The 16396-nt window shown below is 66.1% G+C and carries 11 protein-coding genes and 1 pseudogene; 10 read left to right on the top strand and 2 right to left on the bottom strand.

The window, feature by feature from the left end:
* Positions 1–77: 77 nt before the first annotated feature.
* Positions 78–965, bottom strand: coding sequence for a LysR substrate-binding domain-containing protein (locus AB4Z44_RS13820; protein ID WP_404710278.1), 888 nt, complete (start codon positions 963–965; stop codon positions 78–80).
* Positions 966–1184: 219 nt separating this feature from the next.
* Between AB4Z44_RS13820 and AB4Z44_RS13815 the strand changes: the two genes are divergently transcribed.
* The 7 genes and pseudogenes from AB4Z44_RS13815 to AB4Z44_RS13785 all read left to right on the top strand — a co-directional run bounded on the left by AB4Z44_RS13815 (position 1185) and on the right by AB4Z44_RS13785 (position 12524).
* The gene (locus AB4Z44_RS13815; RefSeq protein WP_404710277.1) at positions 1185–3860 is read left to right on the top strand and encodes a TonB-dependent receptor; all 2676 of its coding nucleotides are present in this window, start codon (positions 1185–1187) and stop codon (positions 3858–3860) included.
* Between the two features lie 148 nt (positions 3861–4008).
* On the top strand, positions 4009–6024 hold the full coding sequence (locus AB4Z44_RS13810; RefSeq protein ID WP_404710276.1) for a tetratricopeptide repeat-containing sulfotransferase family protein: 2016 nt from the start codon (positions 4009–4011) through the stop codon (positions 6022–6024).
* Positions 5996–8124, top strand: a pseudogene (locus tag AB4Z44_RS13805) (phosphocholine-specific phospholipase C). The gene AB4Z44_RS13810 and the pseudogene AB4Z44_RS13805 overlap by 29 nt, the downstream one beginning before the upstream one ends.
* A gap of 50 nt (positions 8125–8174) precedes the next feature.
* A complete protein-coding gene (locus tag AB4Z44_RS13800) occupies positions 8175–9314 on the top strand; it encodes a TIGR03364 family FAD-dependent oxidoreductase (RefSeq protein ID WP_404710275.1) in 1140 nt (379 codons plus the stop codon).
* Positions 9311–10123 carry a phosphonoacetaldehyde hydrolase gene (gene phnX / locus AB4Z44_RS13795; protein ID WP_404710274.1) on the top strand — a complete coding sequence of 271 codons (813 nt, stop codon included), beginning with the start codon at positions 9311–9313 and terminating at the stop codon, positions 10121–10123. Before AB4Z44_RS13800 ends, phnX begins: the two co-directional genes overlap by 4 nt.
* Positions 10120–11442, top strand: a complete 1323-nt coding sequence (locus tag AB4Z44_RS13790; protein WP_404710273.1) for a DUF5690 family protein — start codon at positions 10120–10122, stop codon at positions 11440–11442. The genes phnX and AB4Z44_RS13790 overlap by 4 nt, the downstream gene beginning before the upstream one ends.
* Positions 11439–12524 carry a DSD1 family PLP-dependent enzyme gene (locus AB4Z44_RS13785; protein ID WP_404710272.1) on the top strand — a complete coding sequence of 362 codons (1086 nt, stop codon included), beginning with the start codon at positions 11439–11441 and terminating at the stop codon, positions 12522–12524. Before AB4Z44_RS13790 ends, AB4Z44_RS13785 begins: the two co-directional genes overlap by 4 nt.
* On the opposite strand, the gene AB4Z44_RS13780 is transcribed toward AB4Z44_RS13785, so the two are convergent.
* Positions 12525–12842 carry a hypothetical protein gene (locus AB4Z44_RS13780; protein WP_404710271.1) on the bottom strand — a complete coding sequence of 106 codons (318 nt, stop codon included), beginning with the start codon at positions 12840–12842 and terminating at the stop codon, positions 12525–12527.
* Positions 12843–12978: 136 nt separating this feature from the next.
* Between AB4Z44_RS13780 and AB4Z44_RS13775 the strand changes: the two genes are divergently transcribed.
* The 3 genes from AB4Z44_RS13775 (at position 12979) to AB4Z44_RS13765 (ending at position 16374) form a co-directional block, all read left to right on the top strand.
* Entirely contained in the window at positions 12979–13590 is a 612-nt protein-coding gene (locus AB4Z44_RS13775; protein ID WP_404710270.1) for a DUF4142 domain-containing protein, read from the top strand.
* A gap of 156 nt (positions 13591–13746) precedes the next feature.
* A complete protein-coding gene (locus AB4Z44_RS13770) occupies positions 13747–13956 on the top strand; it encodes a hypothetical protein (protein WP_404710269.1) in 210 nt (69 codons plus the stop codon).
* Positions 13957–14262: 306 nt separating this feature from the next.
* Complete coding sequence (locus AB4Z44_RS13765; RefSeq protein WP_404710268.1) at positions 14263–16374, top strand: nuclear transport factor 2 family protein; 2112 nt, start codon at positions 14263–14265, stop codon at positions 16372–16374.
* The last annotated feature ends 22 nt before the right edge of the window (positions 16375–16396 follow it).

The raw sequence follows: 16396 nt of genomic DNA, 5'->3' as shown, positions 1-16396 counted from the left end.
CGGCACCTCGCGGGCATGACTCACCGGCGCGCGCCCTGCGCCGAACCCGCGCGCCGGGCAAGAGTATCCGTGCGGATTCAGCCCTGTGGCGCGCGGATTTCGGCGGCGATCGCCTGGAGCGCGCGCATCAGCGGGCTGCGCCGGCGTTCGGTCTGGCAGACGAGGTAGGTCTGGAGCGCATAGGCAAGCTCGCCGGTGTCGAGCGGGCGATAGGCGATGCGCGGATCGGGCGGGCATTCGGAGGTGAAGAAGACGCTGACGCCCAGCCCCAGCGCGATCCCCTCGCGGATCGTCTCGCGGCTCTGCAGCTCGATCGACCAGCGCGGGGCGACGTCGGCATCGGCCATCGCGCGCTCGGTGAAGGTGCGCGTCTTGGAGCCGGTCTCGCGCAGCAGGAGCGTCTCGGCGGCGATCGCCTGGATCGGCACGGTGGCGTGCGCGGCGAGCGGATGGTCGTGCGGCAGCGCGCAGGACAGTCCGTCGCTGGCGAGCGGCTCGTAGCTGAAGCTGCCGTCGCCGGGCGGGTCGCTCGCGATGGCGGCGTCGATCTGGGCGTCTCCGAGCCAGCGCATCACGTCGCGCGCATTGCCCATCCGCACCTGCACGTCGGCGAGCGGGTGGTCGCGGTGGACCATCTGCACCAGCCTGGCGGCATAGTGCGGGTGATCCGATCCGAGCCGCAGCGTGCCGCCGGCGACCCCGGCGCTCTCGCCGAGCAGGGCGTCGATATCGCCCGCGGTGGCGAACAGCTTCTGGGTCAGCGCGAACAGGTCGCGCCCGGCGGCGGTGAGGCGCAGCGGGGTCTTGCGGCTCTCGAACAGGGTCACGCCATGGCGTGCCTCGAGCGACTTGAGCTGTTGTGACAATGTCGGTTGCGAAACGTTCAGCCGCCGCGCCGCACGCGATACGCCGCCCTCCACGGCGATCGCGTGAAAAGCCCGCAGATGCTGATGGTTGGCGGCCATGACCGGCCCCGGCTAGGCCGCGTGCGCGACGGATTTGTGACAGTTTGGCGGCTTTCCCATAGGCGCCGCCTATGCGCGCCATCCAGCCAATGACTTGGCGGCGATGCGGGCTTCGGGACGAAAGGAGCGGCGCGACGGGCCGGCACGAATCGGCCCGCATCGGGGAGACACCTTGGGCGGGGGCCCGGGTGCGCCATCACCTATCTCAGGGGTACAGAGATGAAGACGCGCTATCTGATGACCTGCGCCATGGCCGCGCTGCTGGGCGGCCACGCCTACGCCGCACCCGCCGATCCCGCGCCCGACGCCGCCACCGCGCCGGTGGAAGGCGAGATCATCGTCACCGCGCAGCGCCGCGACGAAGGCATCCAGAAGGTGCCGATCACGATCCAGGCACTGACCGGCCAGACCCTGTCGCAGCTCAACATCAAGTCGTTCGACGACCTCATCAAGTACGTCCCCAACATCACCTTCGGCAATAATGGCCCGGGGCAGGGCGCGATCTTCATGCGCGGCCTGAGCGCCGGTTTCGCGGGCGGCCAGTCGAGCGCGACGATCGCCAACTTCCCCAACGTCGCGCTCTATCTCGACGATCAGTCGATGCAGTTCCCGGCGCGCAACATCGACGTCTATGCCGCCGATCTCGAGCGGGTCGAGGTGCTCGAAGGCCCGCAGGGCACGCTCTTCGGCGGCGGCGCCGAGGCGGGCGCGGTGCGCTACATCACCAACAAGCCCAAGCTCGACGCGTTCGGCGGCCATGCCGAGGCGATGTACGGCTTCACCTCGGGCGGTGCCGCCAACAACTCCGAGGTCGTCACGCTCAACGTGCCGATCATCAAGGACAAGCTCGGCATCCGCGCGACGATCTATAACGAGCGCCGCGGCGGCTATATCGATAACGTGCCGAGCACTTTCACCCGCTCGAACGACGATCCGGGCGCCTACTACCTGAACATCAAGCCGACCGCGGGCAAATGTCCCAACGGCCTCGGCACCACGACCGGCTTCTGCACCGTCACCGGCCCGGGCGCCCAGATCAACAACAGCACCACCGCCGAGAAGGACTTCAACCCGGTCACGTACACCGGCGGCCGGATCGAGGCGCTGTGGGATATCAACAGCGACTGGAACGTGCTGGTGACCGAGAGCGTCCAGCATCTCGACGTGCTCGGCGTATCGTCATCCTATCCGACCGGATCGGATTTCCAGCCGCTGAAGCCGCTCCAGGTCACGACCTTCGTGCCGAGCTACGATCATGACAAGTTCGAGAGCACGGCCTGGACCGTCCATGGCAAGATCGGGCCGTTGAGCGCGGTCTATACCGGCTCCTACCTCACCCGGCATATCGACAACCAGGTCGACTACACCAACTATTCGCGTACCGCGTACGGCGTCTATTATACCTGCTCGGGCGGCGCGACCGGCTGGGGTTCGGGTGCCGCGACCTGCTTCTCGCCCGCGACCTATTGGCACGACAAGGTCAGGAACACCCACCTCACCAACGAATTCCGCGTCAGCACGCCCGATACCGGACGCATCCGCGTGATCGCCGGCGCATTCCACGAGAAGTTCAAAGTCGAAGACGTGATGAACTTCGAGTATAAGACGATCCCGTCGTGCAACGCGCAGAACCTCGCGATCGCACTCGCCGGCGGGCAGGTCTGCGCTGCCAACATCCGCACCATCGCGGGTGCCGACGTCAACGATCCGGGCGTGCGCGGCGACAATACCGGCTTCGGCGAAGACGTGAAGCGCGGCTACCGGCAGTTCGCCTTCTTCGGCTCGGTCGATTTCGACATCATTCCCGATGTCCTGACGATCACTGGCGGCACGCGTTACTACAATTACAAGGAATATGAGGTCGGCGCGCAATATGCGGTGCGTACGCCGAGCTGCCTGAACGTGCCCAACGGCCAGTGCGCGCCCAACAGCGGCACGTTCGATATCGGCACGCACGGCGATCATGTGACCTATCATGGCTTCAAGAGCCGGGCGAGCATCAACTGGAAGATCGACCCGACGACGATGGCCTATTTCACCTTCTCGCAGGGCTTCCGCCCGGGCGGCTTCAGCCGCACGCAGCGGTCGGTCGCGGTCGGTCCCGGCACGGCGGCGAATGGCGGCACCGCGCAATATCTGACGCCCAACGGCTATGCGCCGGACTCGCTCGACAATTTCGAGGCGGGTTTGAAGACGGCGTTGTTCGACCATCGCCTGATGATCAACCTGTCGGCCTACAACATGAACTGGAAGAACGTGCAGTTCCTGTTCTACAATCCGGCCCAGCTCGGCAACACGACGTTCGGCGTCAACGGCCCCAACTACAATATCAAAGGCGTCGAACTGCAGATGACCGCGCGGCCGACGCGTGGCCTCACCCTGCAGGGCACTGCGACCTACAACAAGAACAAGCAGACCAACTCGCCCTGCCTCGTCAGCAACATCGCCGCCTCGCCGACCTTCGGCAAGTGCATCACGCAGGTGAAGGGTGCGGCCTTCCAGAACCCGTTCGGCGAAGTCGGATCGGTCGCGGCCTTCTCGCCCAAGTTCCAGGGCAGCGGGCATATCCGCTACGATTGGGAGCAGGGCGAGTATAAGCCGTTCGTGCAGGCCGGCGTGAACTATACCGGCACGATGTATAACCAGCCCGCAACCTACCTGTCGGGCGAAGGCGTGGTCGTCCCGGCTACGACCTTCCTGCGCTACAAGCAGCCGGGTTATGCGACGGTCGATGCGTCGATGGGCGTGGCGCACGATCGCTGGAATGCGCAACTCTACGTCACCAACCTGACGAACTCGCATGCGAGCACGTTCACCTCGTCGACCGAGTTCATCAAGGCCGAGGTGCCGATCCGTCCGCGGGTCTATGGCCTGCGTATGGGCTACGATTTCTGATTGGATCGTCATTCCCGCGTAGGCGGGAATCCATATCATCCGGACCAGCGTGCAAGAACGCAGCCTTTGGGAATATGGATTCCCGCCTGCGCGGGAATGACGGGTCTTGTATAATCGGAATATTGTGTCCCGCCGCGAGTATCGCACCATGACGGAAAATGAGGCCGATACCGCGCCTTTGCCGATCGAACATGCGGTGGCGCGGCTGCGGCGGCGGCAGCAGGAGGGCGAGCATGCGGCGGCGCTGGAGGGCGCCCAGGCGTTGCTCGTCGATCTGCCGGAAAATCGCGATCTCCTGATGATCGCGGCGTCGAGCCTGCGCAGCATGAGCCGCATTGGCGAGGCGCTGGCGATGCTCGACCAACTCGATCGCCACCATCCGCGCTACAGCCGGGCGCTGCAGGAACGCGGCCTGTGCCATGTCGCGCGCAAGGAAGCGGGCCCCGCGATCGATGCGCTGCTCCGCGCGGTCAATATCAATCCGGCGCTGCCGATGAGCTGGCGGATGCTGGAGGGCGTTTATCGCCTCACCGGCGATGCCGCCAATGCCGCCACCGCGGCGGCGCATTCGGCGACACTGAGGGACCTACCCTCCGAGATCGTGACCGCGACGACCTTCTTCTTCGACGGCGATCTGGCGCCGGCCGAGCAGATCATCCGCGCTTACCTGATCGAACATGGCGATCATCCCGAGGCGATGCGGCTGCTCGCCAAGATCGGCATGGCGCGTGACGTGCTCGACGATGCCGAATTGCTGCTCGAAGCGGTGCTGGCGATGGTGCCCGACCATCGCGCGGCGCGGCTCGAATATGCGCAATGCCTCGTCCAACGGCACAAATATGCCGAGGCGCGCACTCAGCTTGATGGGCTGATGGCGCTCGATCCGCGCAATGCGGACTATCTGGCGCTCGCCGCGACCGCGGCGGTGGGGCTCGGCGAGAATGAGCGCTCGATCGAATTGTACCGCACCTTGCTCGCGGCCCAGCCGGACTCGCCCGATGCGCACCTCTGGCTGGGGCATGCTCTGAAGACGGTCGGTGACGTGCCCGATGCGGTGGCATCCTATCGCGCGGCCGCTGCGGCGCGTCCCGATTTCGGCGATGCTTATTGGAGCCTCGCCAACCTGAAGACCTATCGCTTCGAAGAGGCCGAGATCGCAGCGATGCGCGCGGCCGAAACCGCGGCCGGCACCGCCACCGTCGATCGCATCCATCTCTGCTTCGCGCTCGGCAAGGCGCTGGAGGATCGCGGCGAGATTGCGGACTCGTGGCGCTATTACGAGCGCGGTAATGCGCTCCAGAGGGCAGAGAGCCGCTATCGGCCCGAAATCCTCGAAACCAACACGCGCCAGCAGAGCGCGGTCTGCACGCCTGCTTTCTTCGCGGGGCGCAAGGGCTGGGGCGTGTCCGATCCCGATCCGATCTTCATCGTCGGCCTGCCGCGCTCCGGATCGACCTTGATCGAGCAGATCCTCGCCTCGCATTCGCAGGTCGAGGGCACGCAGGAACTGGCGGACATCCAGCGCATCGTGCTCGAACTGCAGGGGCGCGATCCCGACCTGAACGATCCGCGCTACCCGACGATGCTGCAAGATCTGGCGCGCGAGCATGTCGAAGCACTTGGCCAGCGTTATATCGACGACACCCGCGCCTACCGCACCGGCAAAGCTTTCTTCATCGACAAGATGCCGAACAACTTCCGGCATATCGGGCTGATCCATCTGATGCTGCCCAACGCCAAGATCATCGACGCGCGGCGCGATCCGATGTCGTGCTGCTTCAGCAACCTCAAGCAGCTGTTCGCGCAGGGGCAGGAATTTTCCTACAGCATCGACGATATTGCGCGTTACTACCGCACCTATCTCGATCTGATGGCGCATTGGGACGATGCGCTGCCGGGCCGCGTGCTGCGCATCCAGCATGAGGATGTGATCGACGATCTGGAGGGCAGTGTGCGGCGCATCCTCGATCATTGCGGGCTGGCCTTCGAGCCCGGCTGCATCGAATTCCACAAGAACCGGCGCAACGTGCGCACGCCCAGCTCCGAACAGGTGCGCCGCCCGATCTTCCGCGACGGGCTCGATCAGTGGAAGGCGTACGAACCCTGGCTCGGCCCGCTCCAGGCCGCGCTCGGCGATGCGATGGTGCGTTACCATGACGCTTGAGCTCGATCGGCGCGGGCTGCTCGCCACCGCAGCCGCCGGGCTGCTCGCCTCGGTCAGCCGTGCCGCCGCGATCGATGCCGATGTGCGCCACGGATCGATCATGGACGTCCAGCATGTCGTGATCCTGATGCAGGAGAATCGCAGCTTCGATCACTATTTCGGATCGCTCGCGGGGGTACGCGGCTTCGGCGATCGCCTGCCGATCCCGTCGGCAGAGGGAGAGGAGCGGGCGACGGTATGGACCCAGCATCGCCCGTCCGCCGAGCCCAAGCAGATCGCCCCCTTCCATCTCGACACGACCGGTACCTTCGCGCTGATGCGCGCCGAGGGCACCCCGCATAGCTGGCCCGACGCGCAGGCGGCGTGGGACGAGGGCCGGATGAGCCATTGGCCCGAGGCCAAGACCGAACGATCGATGGGCCATTACAAGCGCGACGATCTGCCCTTCCAGTTCGCGCTGGCCGAGGCCTTCACCCTCTGCGACGCCTATCATTGCGCGTTGCAGACCGGGACCAACAGCAACCGGCTGATGCTGTGGAGCGGGACCAACGATCCGGGGGCAGGCAAGGCGGCCCCGCGATCGGCAATTCGCACGACAGCCTCGTCAAGGATGGCGGCTTCGCAGAGGGCTATCGCTGGACGACCTATGTCGAGCGCCTCCAGGCCGCCGGGATCGACTGGCGCATCTACGAGGATATGGCGGACAACTTCACCGACAATCCGCTGGTGGGCTTCCAGCGCTTCCGCGACGCACATGATGTCGGCCCGGCCGGTGCCGATCATGAGCTCATCGCGCGCGGCATGACGACGCAGAAGCTCGATCGCTTCGCCGCCGATGCGCTCGCCGGCACCTTGCCGCAAATCTCCTACATCGTCACCGATGCGGCGAGCTCCGAGCATCCGGCGGCGTCGAGCCCGGCGCAGGGTGCGGATTATACCGCGCGCGTGATCGATGCGCTCACCGCCAATCCGGCGGTGTGGAGTCGCACCGTCCTGCTCGTGATGTTCGACGAGAATGATGGCTTCTTTGATCATGTCCCGCCACCGGCCGCGCCCTCGCGCGATGCGGGGGCGCCCCACGGCCTGGCTGGTGCCTCGACCGTGTCGACCGCGGGCGAATATCATCTCGTTCCCTCGGCCGGGGACAAGGCGGCCGAGCGACCCGAACTGATGGGGCGGCCTTACGGGCTCGGTCCGCGCGTGCCGATGTATGTCGTCTCGCCGTGGAGCCGGGGCGGTTGGGTCGACAGCCAGGTGTTCGACCACACTTCGGTGATCCGCTTCCTCGAGCAGCAATTCGGGGTGCACGAACCCAACATCTCGCCGTGGCGGCGCGCGGTGTGCGGGGATCTCACCTCGGCGTTCGATTTCAAGCGGCCGAACGAAGCGCGCAACTGGCCGCGGCTGCCCGAGACCGCGGCGACCGCGCGGCGTGCCGGCACGCTGACGAAGACCATTCCTGCCGTTCCGCCGATGGCGGTGACGATGCCGGCGCAGGCGACGGGTGTACGCCCGTCGCGCGCGTTGCCTTATGTGCTGGAAGTCCAAGGGGCGGTGACCGCCAACGGCATCGAACTGACCTTCGACAATCGCGGTCAGGTGGCAGCGGTCTTCCACGTTTACGATCGGCTGCACCGCGATGCCGTGCCGCGCCGCTACACGGTCGGCGCCAGCGAGAGTTTGCGGGGGAACTGGGCCGGCGAGGTGTACGATCTGTGGGTACTGGGCCCCAACGGTTTTCATCGGCATTTCATCGGCGCGGGGCAGGCCGATGCCCTGCAGGTTACGATGCGATCGGATCCGGCAAAGTCGACGATCGCGCTGACCGTCACGAACCCGGCCGCGACGGCGCGGCAGGTCGAGATCAGCCCGATGGCCTATGGCGGCATGATCGCGGCGAAGCATTTCGCGCTTCCGCCGGGCCAGTCGACGGCGGTGACCTGGTCGTTGGCCGAGACATCGGGCTGGTACGATCTCGCGGTGCGGGTGACTGGGGACGAGCGCTACCTTCGTCGGCTCGCCGGGCGGCTCGAAACCGGGCGGGACTCGATCTCCGATCCGGCGATGCGCGCCACCGCGCTCGCCCGGCATGAGGTTTAGGGGGATGACCACCCCTTTCGTCACCCCGGTTGAATAAAGGAACAGGCCCTTTGCCGCAGGACAGGTTCGACATCGCCATCGTCGGCGCCGGCATCGTCGGCCTCGCCCACGCGCTCGCGGCGGTGCGTCAGGGCATGAAGGTGATCGTGATCGATCGCGACACCCAGGCCAACGGTGCCTCGATCCGCAATTTCGGCTTCGTCACCGTGACGGGGCAGGAGCAGGGGAGAGTCTGGCGCCTTGCCCGCCGATCGCGCGACCTTTGGGCCGAAGTGGCCGGGCCGGCCGGCATCCAGATCGAACAGGCCGGGCTTGTGATGGTGGCGCAACGGCCCGAGGCGCGCGCGGTCTGCGAGGCTTTCCTCAAGACCGACATGGCCGAGGGTTGCGCGTGGCTCGACGGAGCGGCGGCGCGGGCAAGGCTGGGGCCGATGGTGCCCGATCGGCTCGAAGGCGTGCTGACCAGCGCGATCGATCTCCGCGTCGAATCGCGTACTGCCATTCCGGCGCTGGCCGCGTGGCTGGAGACGTATCATGGCGTCACGATCCGACGCGGCGTCGCGGTCCACCGCGTGGAGAGCGGCGCGCTCGAAACCGCCGAAGGCATGGTTCGTGCCGATACGATCGTCGTTTGCCCGGGCGACGATCTGGCGACGCTCTTTCCCGATGCGCTGGCCCATGCCGGCATCACGCGGTGCAAGCTGCAGATGTTGCGGCTCGCCTCGCCCGGTTACCGCCTGCCGGGCACGGTGATGTCCGATCTCGGGCTGGTCCGCTATCAGGGTTATGCGGCCTTGTCCGAGGCCGGGCCGCTCAGGCAGCGGCTGCTGGCCGAGCAGGGCGATCATCTGGCCAACGGCATCCATCTGATCGTGGCGCAAAGCGCCGATGGCAGCCTCGTCGTCGGCGACAGTCATCATTATGCGCCCACCCCCGATCCCTTCTCGTCGGACGAGGTCGATCGGCTGATCCTCGAGGAATTCCGCGCCGTCTTCGGCAAGGTGCCCGCGGTGCTCGAACGCTGGACCGGCACCTATGCCTCGGCCGCCGGGCATAGCATCGTCGAGACCTCGATGGAGGGCGTCCGCCTCGTCGTGGTCACCGGCGGGACCGGCGCCTCGACCAGCTTCGCGCTGGCAGAAGAAGTGATCGCCGATATGATCCGTGCCGATGTGGGAGCACTCGCATGACCTTTCCGATCAAGGCCGTCATCCTCGATTGGGCGGGGACGATGATCGATCACGGCTGCTGCGCGCCAGTCGTGGCGCTCGAGCGCGTGTTCGAGCAGGCGGGCGTGCCGATCAGCGAAGCGGAGGCGCGCGAAGATATGGGCCGCGCCAAGCGCGACCATATCCGCGCCATCCTCGCCAAGCCGCGGGTCGCCGCCGCGTGGGCCGAAACACATGATGCCGCCCCGTCCGAGGACGATGTGACCGGGCTGCATGACGAGGTCGAGCCGATGATGCGCGGCGCGGCCAGGGATTGTGCCAGGCTCATTCCGGGGGCGGCCGATCTTGCGGCGAAACTGCGTGCAGAGGGCGTGCAGATCGCGTCGTGCACCGGCTATACGCGCCCGATGATGGCCGACATCCTGCCGCTCGCCGCCGAACAGGGCTATTCGCCCGACGTGGTGGTCTGTTCGGGCGAGACGATCGAGGGTCGCCCGTCGCCGCTGATGCTGTGGAAGGCGCTGGTCGAGATCGGGGCGTGGCCCGCCTGGGCGTGCGTGAAGGTCGACGATGCGCCGGTCGGCATGGGCGAGGGCAAATCGGCCGGTGCATGGACGGTCGGTCTCGCGGCGTCGGGCAACGGCGTCGGGCTCGATCATGATGCTCTGTTTGCTTTGCCGGAGCAGGAGCGGCGGAGGCGGATCGATGCCGCTGCCGCCGATCTGCGCGCGGCCGGCGCCGATTATGTGATCGATAGCGTCGCGGATCTCTGGCCGGTGCTCGAAACCATCGGGGCCCGGATCGCTGCCGGCGAAAGGCCGGGCCTGTGACCGGCGCGAGCCTTGCGCTGGGCGATCTGCCGGTGGCCAACGAGGGCGCCGTCACCCGCTGGCTGCGAACCGCGCCGTCGGCGGTGTTCGCGCTCTATGGCGGGCTCGCCGCCTTCAGCACCTATTTTGCCATGTACGCCTATCGCAAGCCTTTCTCGGCGGCGAGCTATGCGCATGTCGCCGGCTGGCATTTCGCGATCGATTTCAAGATCCTGCTCGTGATCGCGCAGGTCGTGGGCTATGCCTTGTCCAAGATCATCGGCATCAAGGTCGTGTCGGAGATGCCGCCGGCCTACCGATCGATCGCGATCCTGCTGCTGATCGGCCTGGCCGAACTCGCGTTGGTGGTGTTCGCGGTGGCACCGCCCTTGGTCGGGGTGGCGATGCTGTTCTTCAACGGGCTCGCGCTCGGCATGATCTGGGGGCTGGTGGTCGGCTTCCTCGAGGGACGGCAGCTGACCGAGATCCTCGGCGCGATCCTGTGCGCGAGCTTCATCCTGTCGTCGGGCATCGTGAAATCGGCGGGCGAGGCGCTTCTCGTCGGCGGCTGGGCGGGCGAGCGCTGGATGCCCGCCGCGACCGGGCTGCTGTTCGCACCCTTGCTGCTGGTCTCCGTCTGGGCGCTCGCGCAATTGCCCCCGCCGAGCGCGCAGGACGAGAAAGAGCGCTCGCCGCGCGTGCCGATGGATGCCGCGCAGCGCCGTGCGCTCTTCCGGGCGCATGCGCCCGCCCTGATCGCGCTGATCGCGACCTACGTTCTGCTGACCGCGCTCCGCGATTTCCGCGACAATTTCGCAGCCGAGATCTGGGGCGAGCTCGGTTACGGAGGCGAGGCCAGCATCTTCACCTGGTCGGAGATCCCGGTCGCGGCGGTGTCGCTGGTCGCGCTGGGCATGCTCATCCGGGTGCGCGACAATGTGCGTGCCGTGATGTGGAACCTCGTGCTGATCGGAATTGGGCTGGCGTCGCTGGGGATTTCGACCGCCTTGTTCCAGCTCGGCTGGCTGGGGCCGGCGGCATGGATGATCATCATCGGGGCGGGGCTGTATCTCGGCTACACGCCGTTCAACGCCTTGCTGTTCGATCGGCTGATCGCGGCGACCGCCTTTGCCGGCAATGCGGGCTTCCTGATCTACGTCGCGGACGCGAGCGGCTATTGCGGCAGCGTCGGGCTGCTGCTGGTCCGCAACTTCGGGCATCTTACGCTGCGCTGGACCAACTTCATGTGTGTCGTGGCTTATGCCACCTGCGCGGTGGGGCTGCTGGCGACGGCCTATGCGATGAACCGTTTCCGCATCACGCTGCGGCCGCACCCATGACGCGCGATGACCTGCCGACGCCCGCGCTGATCGTGCAGCTGGCCGCGCTCGATCGGAATATCGCGACGATGGCGGCGTGGGCCGCGGAGCGGGGAATTACGATCCGCCCGCATGCCAAGACCCACAAGAGCAGCGAGGTTGCGCGCCGCCAGATCGCGGCCGGCGCGGTCGGCATCTGCTGCGCCAAGCTCGGCGAAGCGGAGGCGCTGGCGGCCGAGGGGATCGAGGATATCCTGATTACCTCGCCGATCGCCTCGGCGCAGGCGATCGCGCGGCTGGCCGATTTGCGGCGCCGGATCGCGACGCTGGCGATCGTGGTCGATCATCCCCAACAGGTCGATCGGCTCGTCGCCGGAATGGCGGGCCAGACGATCGATGTTCTCGTCGACATCGATCCGGGCATGCACCGTACCGGGGTCACCTCCGCCGACGCTGCAATCGCTTTGGCCGGGCAAATCCGCGCGGCCGGCACCTTGGACTATCGCGGCGTCCAATTTTACTGCGGCAATCTGCAGCACGTGACGACTGTGGCCGAGCGGCGCGAGAAGCTCGCTGAACGCTCCTTATATCTTGCTGCGATCATCACGCGGCTGCGCGATGCCGGGCTGGCACCCGAAATCGTCACCGGCGGGGGAAGCGGCACCTTCGTCATCGACGCGGAATTGGGGATTCTGAACGAGCTCCAGCCCGGTTCCTATATCTTCATGGACCGCGAGTATCGCGATTGCGAGTTTGCCGGGCCGCAATTCGAGGCATCCCTCGCGATCGATACGCGCGTTATCAGCGCCAATACGCCGGGGTGCGTGACGATCGACGCCGGCATCAAGGCGATGGCGACAGAAGCGGGGCCGCCGGTAGTACTCGATGGCGCCGACCCCGCCAGCCTCTATCGCTTCATGGGCGACGAGCAGGGCATGCTCGTCACTCCACCCGCCGCCCCCGATCCGGAACTGGACGCGCGGGTGACCCTGCTGACGCCCCATTGCGACCCGACCGTCAACCTCTACGATCGCTATGCCGTCTGCGACGGCGAGGATGTGATCGGCTTCTGGCCGGTGTCGGCGCGGGGGCGGTCCGGCTGATCAGCAGCCGTTCTTGCGGTTCTGCGCGGCGTCATGCTTCTTGTCGAGGTGACGGCCCAGCAGGGCGCCACCGCCCGCACCGGCGAGCGTGCCGAGCAGGCCGCCGCCCAGCGCATTGCCGACCACCGCACCGCCGACACCGCCGGCAACCGCGCCGGTCGTGCCGCTGCTCTTTTTGCAGCGCTCATTGTAATATGAGCGGTCCTGCCCGCGATAATCGCGATCCCGATAGGCGCGATCCTGCGCGAAAGACGGGGCGGGAAGAACAGCAGGAGCGGCGACCATGATCGCCATCGCTGCGAGAGTGAATTTCCTCATGTCGTATCTCCTGTGACTGCAGGGGATAACGAGAAGCGCAGGGAGAGGTTTCCGAAAATGATTGCGCCACCTGTCGAGCAGCGTGGGAACGGCTTCGTATCTCAATACGTTACGCGCACTCAACAGGAGAGACTCTATGCGGAAACTGATGATTGTCACGGCGCCTTTGGCGCTTGCTCTGGCGCTTGCTGCCTGCGGCACCAAGACCAGCGACACCGCAGCAGCGACCGAAAATAGCGTTGGCAACGCAGCCGACGATGCCGGGAGCGCCATCTCGAACGCCGCTGGCGACGTGAAGGAAGCGGTGACGCCGACGCCGACGGCGCAGGAGTTCGTCGACAAGGCCGCCAAGAGCGACGCGTTCGAGATCGCCTCGGCCAAGCTGGCCAAGGAGAAGGCCACGTCCCCGGACCTCAAGTCCTTCGCGGCGATGATGGTTGAGGATCACACCGGCTCCACCGCCAAGATCAAGAGCGCCGCCGCCAAGGCGAGCCCCGCGCTCACGCCCGATGCGACCTTGACCGACGATCAGAATTCGAAGCTTGCCGATCTCGGCAAGCTTTCGGGCGCCGATTTCGACAAGGAATATGCGAGCCAGCAGGTCAGCGCGCATGAGACCGCTTTGTCGCTGATGACGGTCTATGCCGACAAGGGCGATGTCCCCTCACTTAAAGCGGCGGCGGGCGAGATCATGCCGAAGGTCCAGACCCATCTCGACAAGATCAAGGCGATCAAAGACAAGCTTTGATCGTTTGGCTGCCGAGTCCCTGGACTCGGCAGCCGCATTTCGCATGAAGCGTCGATTGACGATCGACAACATTATTGCGCGTGCCGGACAATCGGGCGGCTTTTGCGACGATCCGAGGTCAGGATAATCTTGGGCTTTGCAGACAATAGTGTAGACATGCTGCGCACGCCGGGGAAAGAGGGCATTACGCGCATGGGCAAGAGCACGCTGAACGTCTTGTTGCAGGTTGAGGAAGCGCTCGGACGCGCGCTCGCCCTGATCGACGAGCATAGCGTCAAGGGCTTTGCGGACCTTCACATCCAGCATGCCATCGATATCATTCAGGCGCAGATTCTCATGCTGCAGCCTGGCGCGGACCGTGGCTGATCAAGCCGGGCTAGCGGCGCATGCCGGATCGGCGGCATCCTGATCGAAACCTCGACCTTTGCCTGCATCTCGACGCAATCCCCGATCGTCGTCGTATTCGCGGCGCAGCGCCTGCCCGTTTAACAGTGCGCTTGCGGTCGACCCGGCCCAGCCCGGCTCGCGTCGACATGTTCGTAACGGCGCAAACATTTGCGCAATCCTGAAGGGGCGTGGTCGGATCGTTGCCCGGCTCCGCGCGTGCGCTAGACATGCCCGGCGATCCGGATCGGACCCACCGACAGAGGACGTGCGCCGAGGAGAGAGACGATGCTGCGCCCATTCGCCCAGATTGGCCCGATGCTCGCCTTGCTCTGCGCGGTGCCGGCTCAGGCCGATCCGTCGATCGATACCTTCGCGCGTGATCTTGATCGCACCGAAAGCGTGCGCGCGGTCGAGACGTTGCAGCGCTCCTACGCCCAATATGCGCAGTTCGGATTGTGGAACGCGGTCGGCGCCTTGTTCGCCCCCGACGGGCAGCTGATCTTCGACGGGCAGATCAAGAAGGCACAGACAGCCAGAGGGCCCGCTGCCGTCGCCGCCTTCCTGCGCACGCGCTATGGCGGTGGCCGCGAGGGCCTTACCGCCGACGGCCTGTCGACGATGATGATCGAAGCGCCGGTGCTGAACCTCTCTGCCGACCGCAACAGTGCCAAGACGCGCTGGGAAGCTTTGATCTTCCATGGCCACAAGGGTGAGGCGCGCATCGAAGGCGGCGTGTTCGAGAATGAGTATGTGCGCGATCGCGGCGTCTGGAGGATCGCGACGGTCCATTATTACCCGCAATATGACGGCCCGTATAAGGAAGGCTGGACCAATTGGGGTGGGGGCGATCTGCCGATGCCCCCCTATCATTTCGATACCGAGGCGGCCGGTACCCCGATCCTCCCGGCGACCGGACCGGCACCGGCAGCGAAGGCGACGCTCGCCGCGCTCCAGAAGCGGGTCGATGCGCTCAACGACGAGGACCGCATCCGCAATCTCCAGGCGATGTACGGCTATTATGCCGATCGCAAGATGTGGGACGATGTCGTCGATCTGTTCGCGCAGGATGGCGTGGTCGAGATTGGCGGGCAGGGTATCTGGCAGGGGCCGGCGGGCGTGCGCCACTGGCTCGAAAGCATCGGCCCGGCCGGGCTCACCCATGGGCAGCTCAACGATCGCGACCAGTTCGACGTGACGGTGGAGATCGCGCCGGGCGGCAACGAGGCGTGGGCGCGCGGGATCGAGCTCGGCATGCTCGGCGAGGCCGATCGGGAGAAAGGCTGGTGGGAGGTCGCCACCTTCCGCAACCGCTTCGTGAAGGACAATGGCGTCTGGAAGATCCGCGAGCTGCGGCGCTTTCCCTTGATGAAGACCGATATCTTCCAAGGCTGGGGCAGGAGCCGCATTGCCGATCCGGTGCCGACGGGCCCCAATGCGCCCGGCAAGGCGCTTCCGGCGGCCGATCGCGCGGCAGTGGGGCTGGCTATGCCGGCGTTTCTCGGCGCTCATCCGGTCACCAGGAAACCGATAGTGGCGGCGGGAGACGCCAAAGTTGTCGCCGCCAACGCACTGACCGGGCCGATTGCACCCGGCAAGCGCACCCCCGTCCCACTGGCCGAAGCCAAGCGCCGCCTGGCGCGATCGGCGGCGTGGGATGGCGTCGCCAATGTCTCGGCGGCTTATGGCTTCTATGCCGATGACGGCATCGCCGCGGGCTTCACCGGCGTGATCGCCGCCAAAGGCTTCAAGGAGACGCCTTTCGCCGGCTATTACATCACCCGCGAGCGCAACATCAAAGCGCGCGTCAGCGGCAAGCCGCCCGAGATCCGCCCGGGCCTGTCCTACCACTGGCTGGTGCAGCCGGTGGTGCTCGTCTCGGACGACGGCCGCTCCGCCACCGGCCATTTTCGCCTGTTCCAGCCGCGCACCGGCAAGACCCCCGGCGCGGCCGGCGCCTTCTACGGCGCCTCCTTCTGGGGCGGCATCTACAATGATCAATATGTGCTGGAAGACGGGATCTGGCGGATCTGGGACCTGACCCTCGACGAGCCCTACATCACGCCTGCCGCATGGGTCGACGGCCTCTGGGCCAAGGCCAAGGATCCAGAACCCAAGGCGCCGCGAAGCTTCCTCAGCGGCAATTTTCCGCCCGATATCCCGCTGAAGGACCTTGGCAAGCGCGAGGAGCATTTCCAGGGTGGCACCGGCACGCCGCTGCAATGGCCGTCGATCATGCCGATGTGGTTCAACTACACCAACCCGGTGAGCGGCCGCGTGCCCGAGCATTACCAGCAGAGCTGCGCGCCGTGCGAGATCCGGCCGGATCTGCGGCTGGACCGGAACGGTTATCAGACACCGCCGGATGCGCCGGCAGCGAATAAAAGCCCTGTCCCTTGATGGAGGCCGGTTGCCGCTATCC

This window comes from Sphingomonas sp. MMS24-J13, from assembly GCF_044905095.1.
GTDB lineage: Bacteria > Pseudomonadota > Alphaproteobacteria > Sphingomonadales > Sphingomonadaceae > Sphingomonas_I.
The sequence above is the reverse complement of the archived record's forward strand: the minus strand, read 5'-3'. Positions and strand labels throughout refer to the sequence as shown.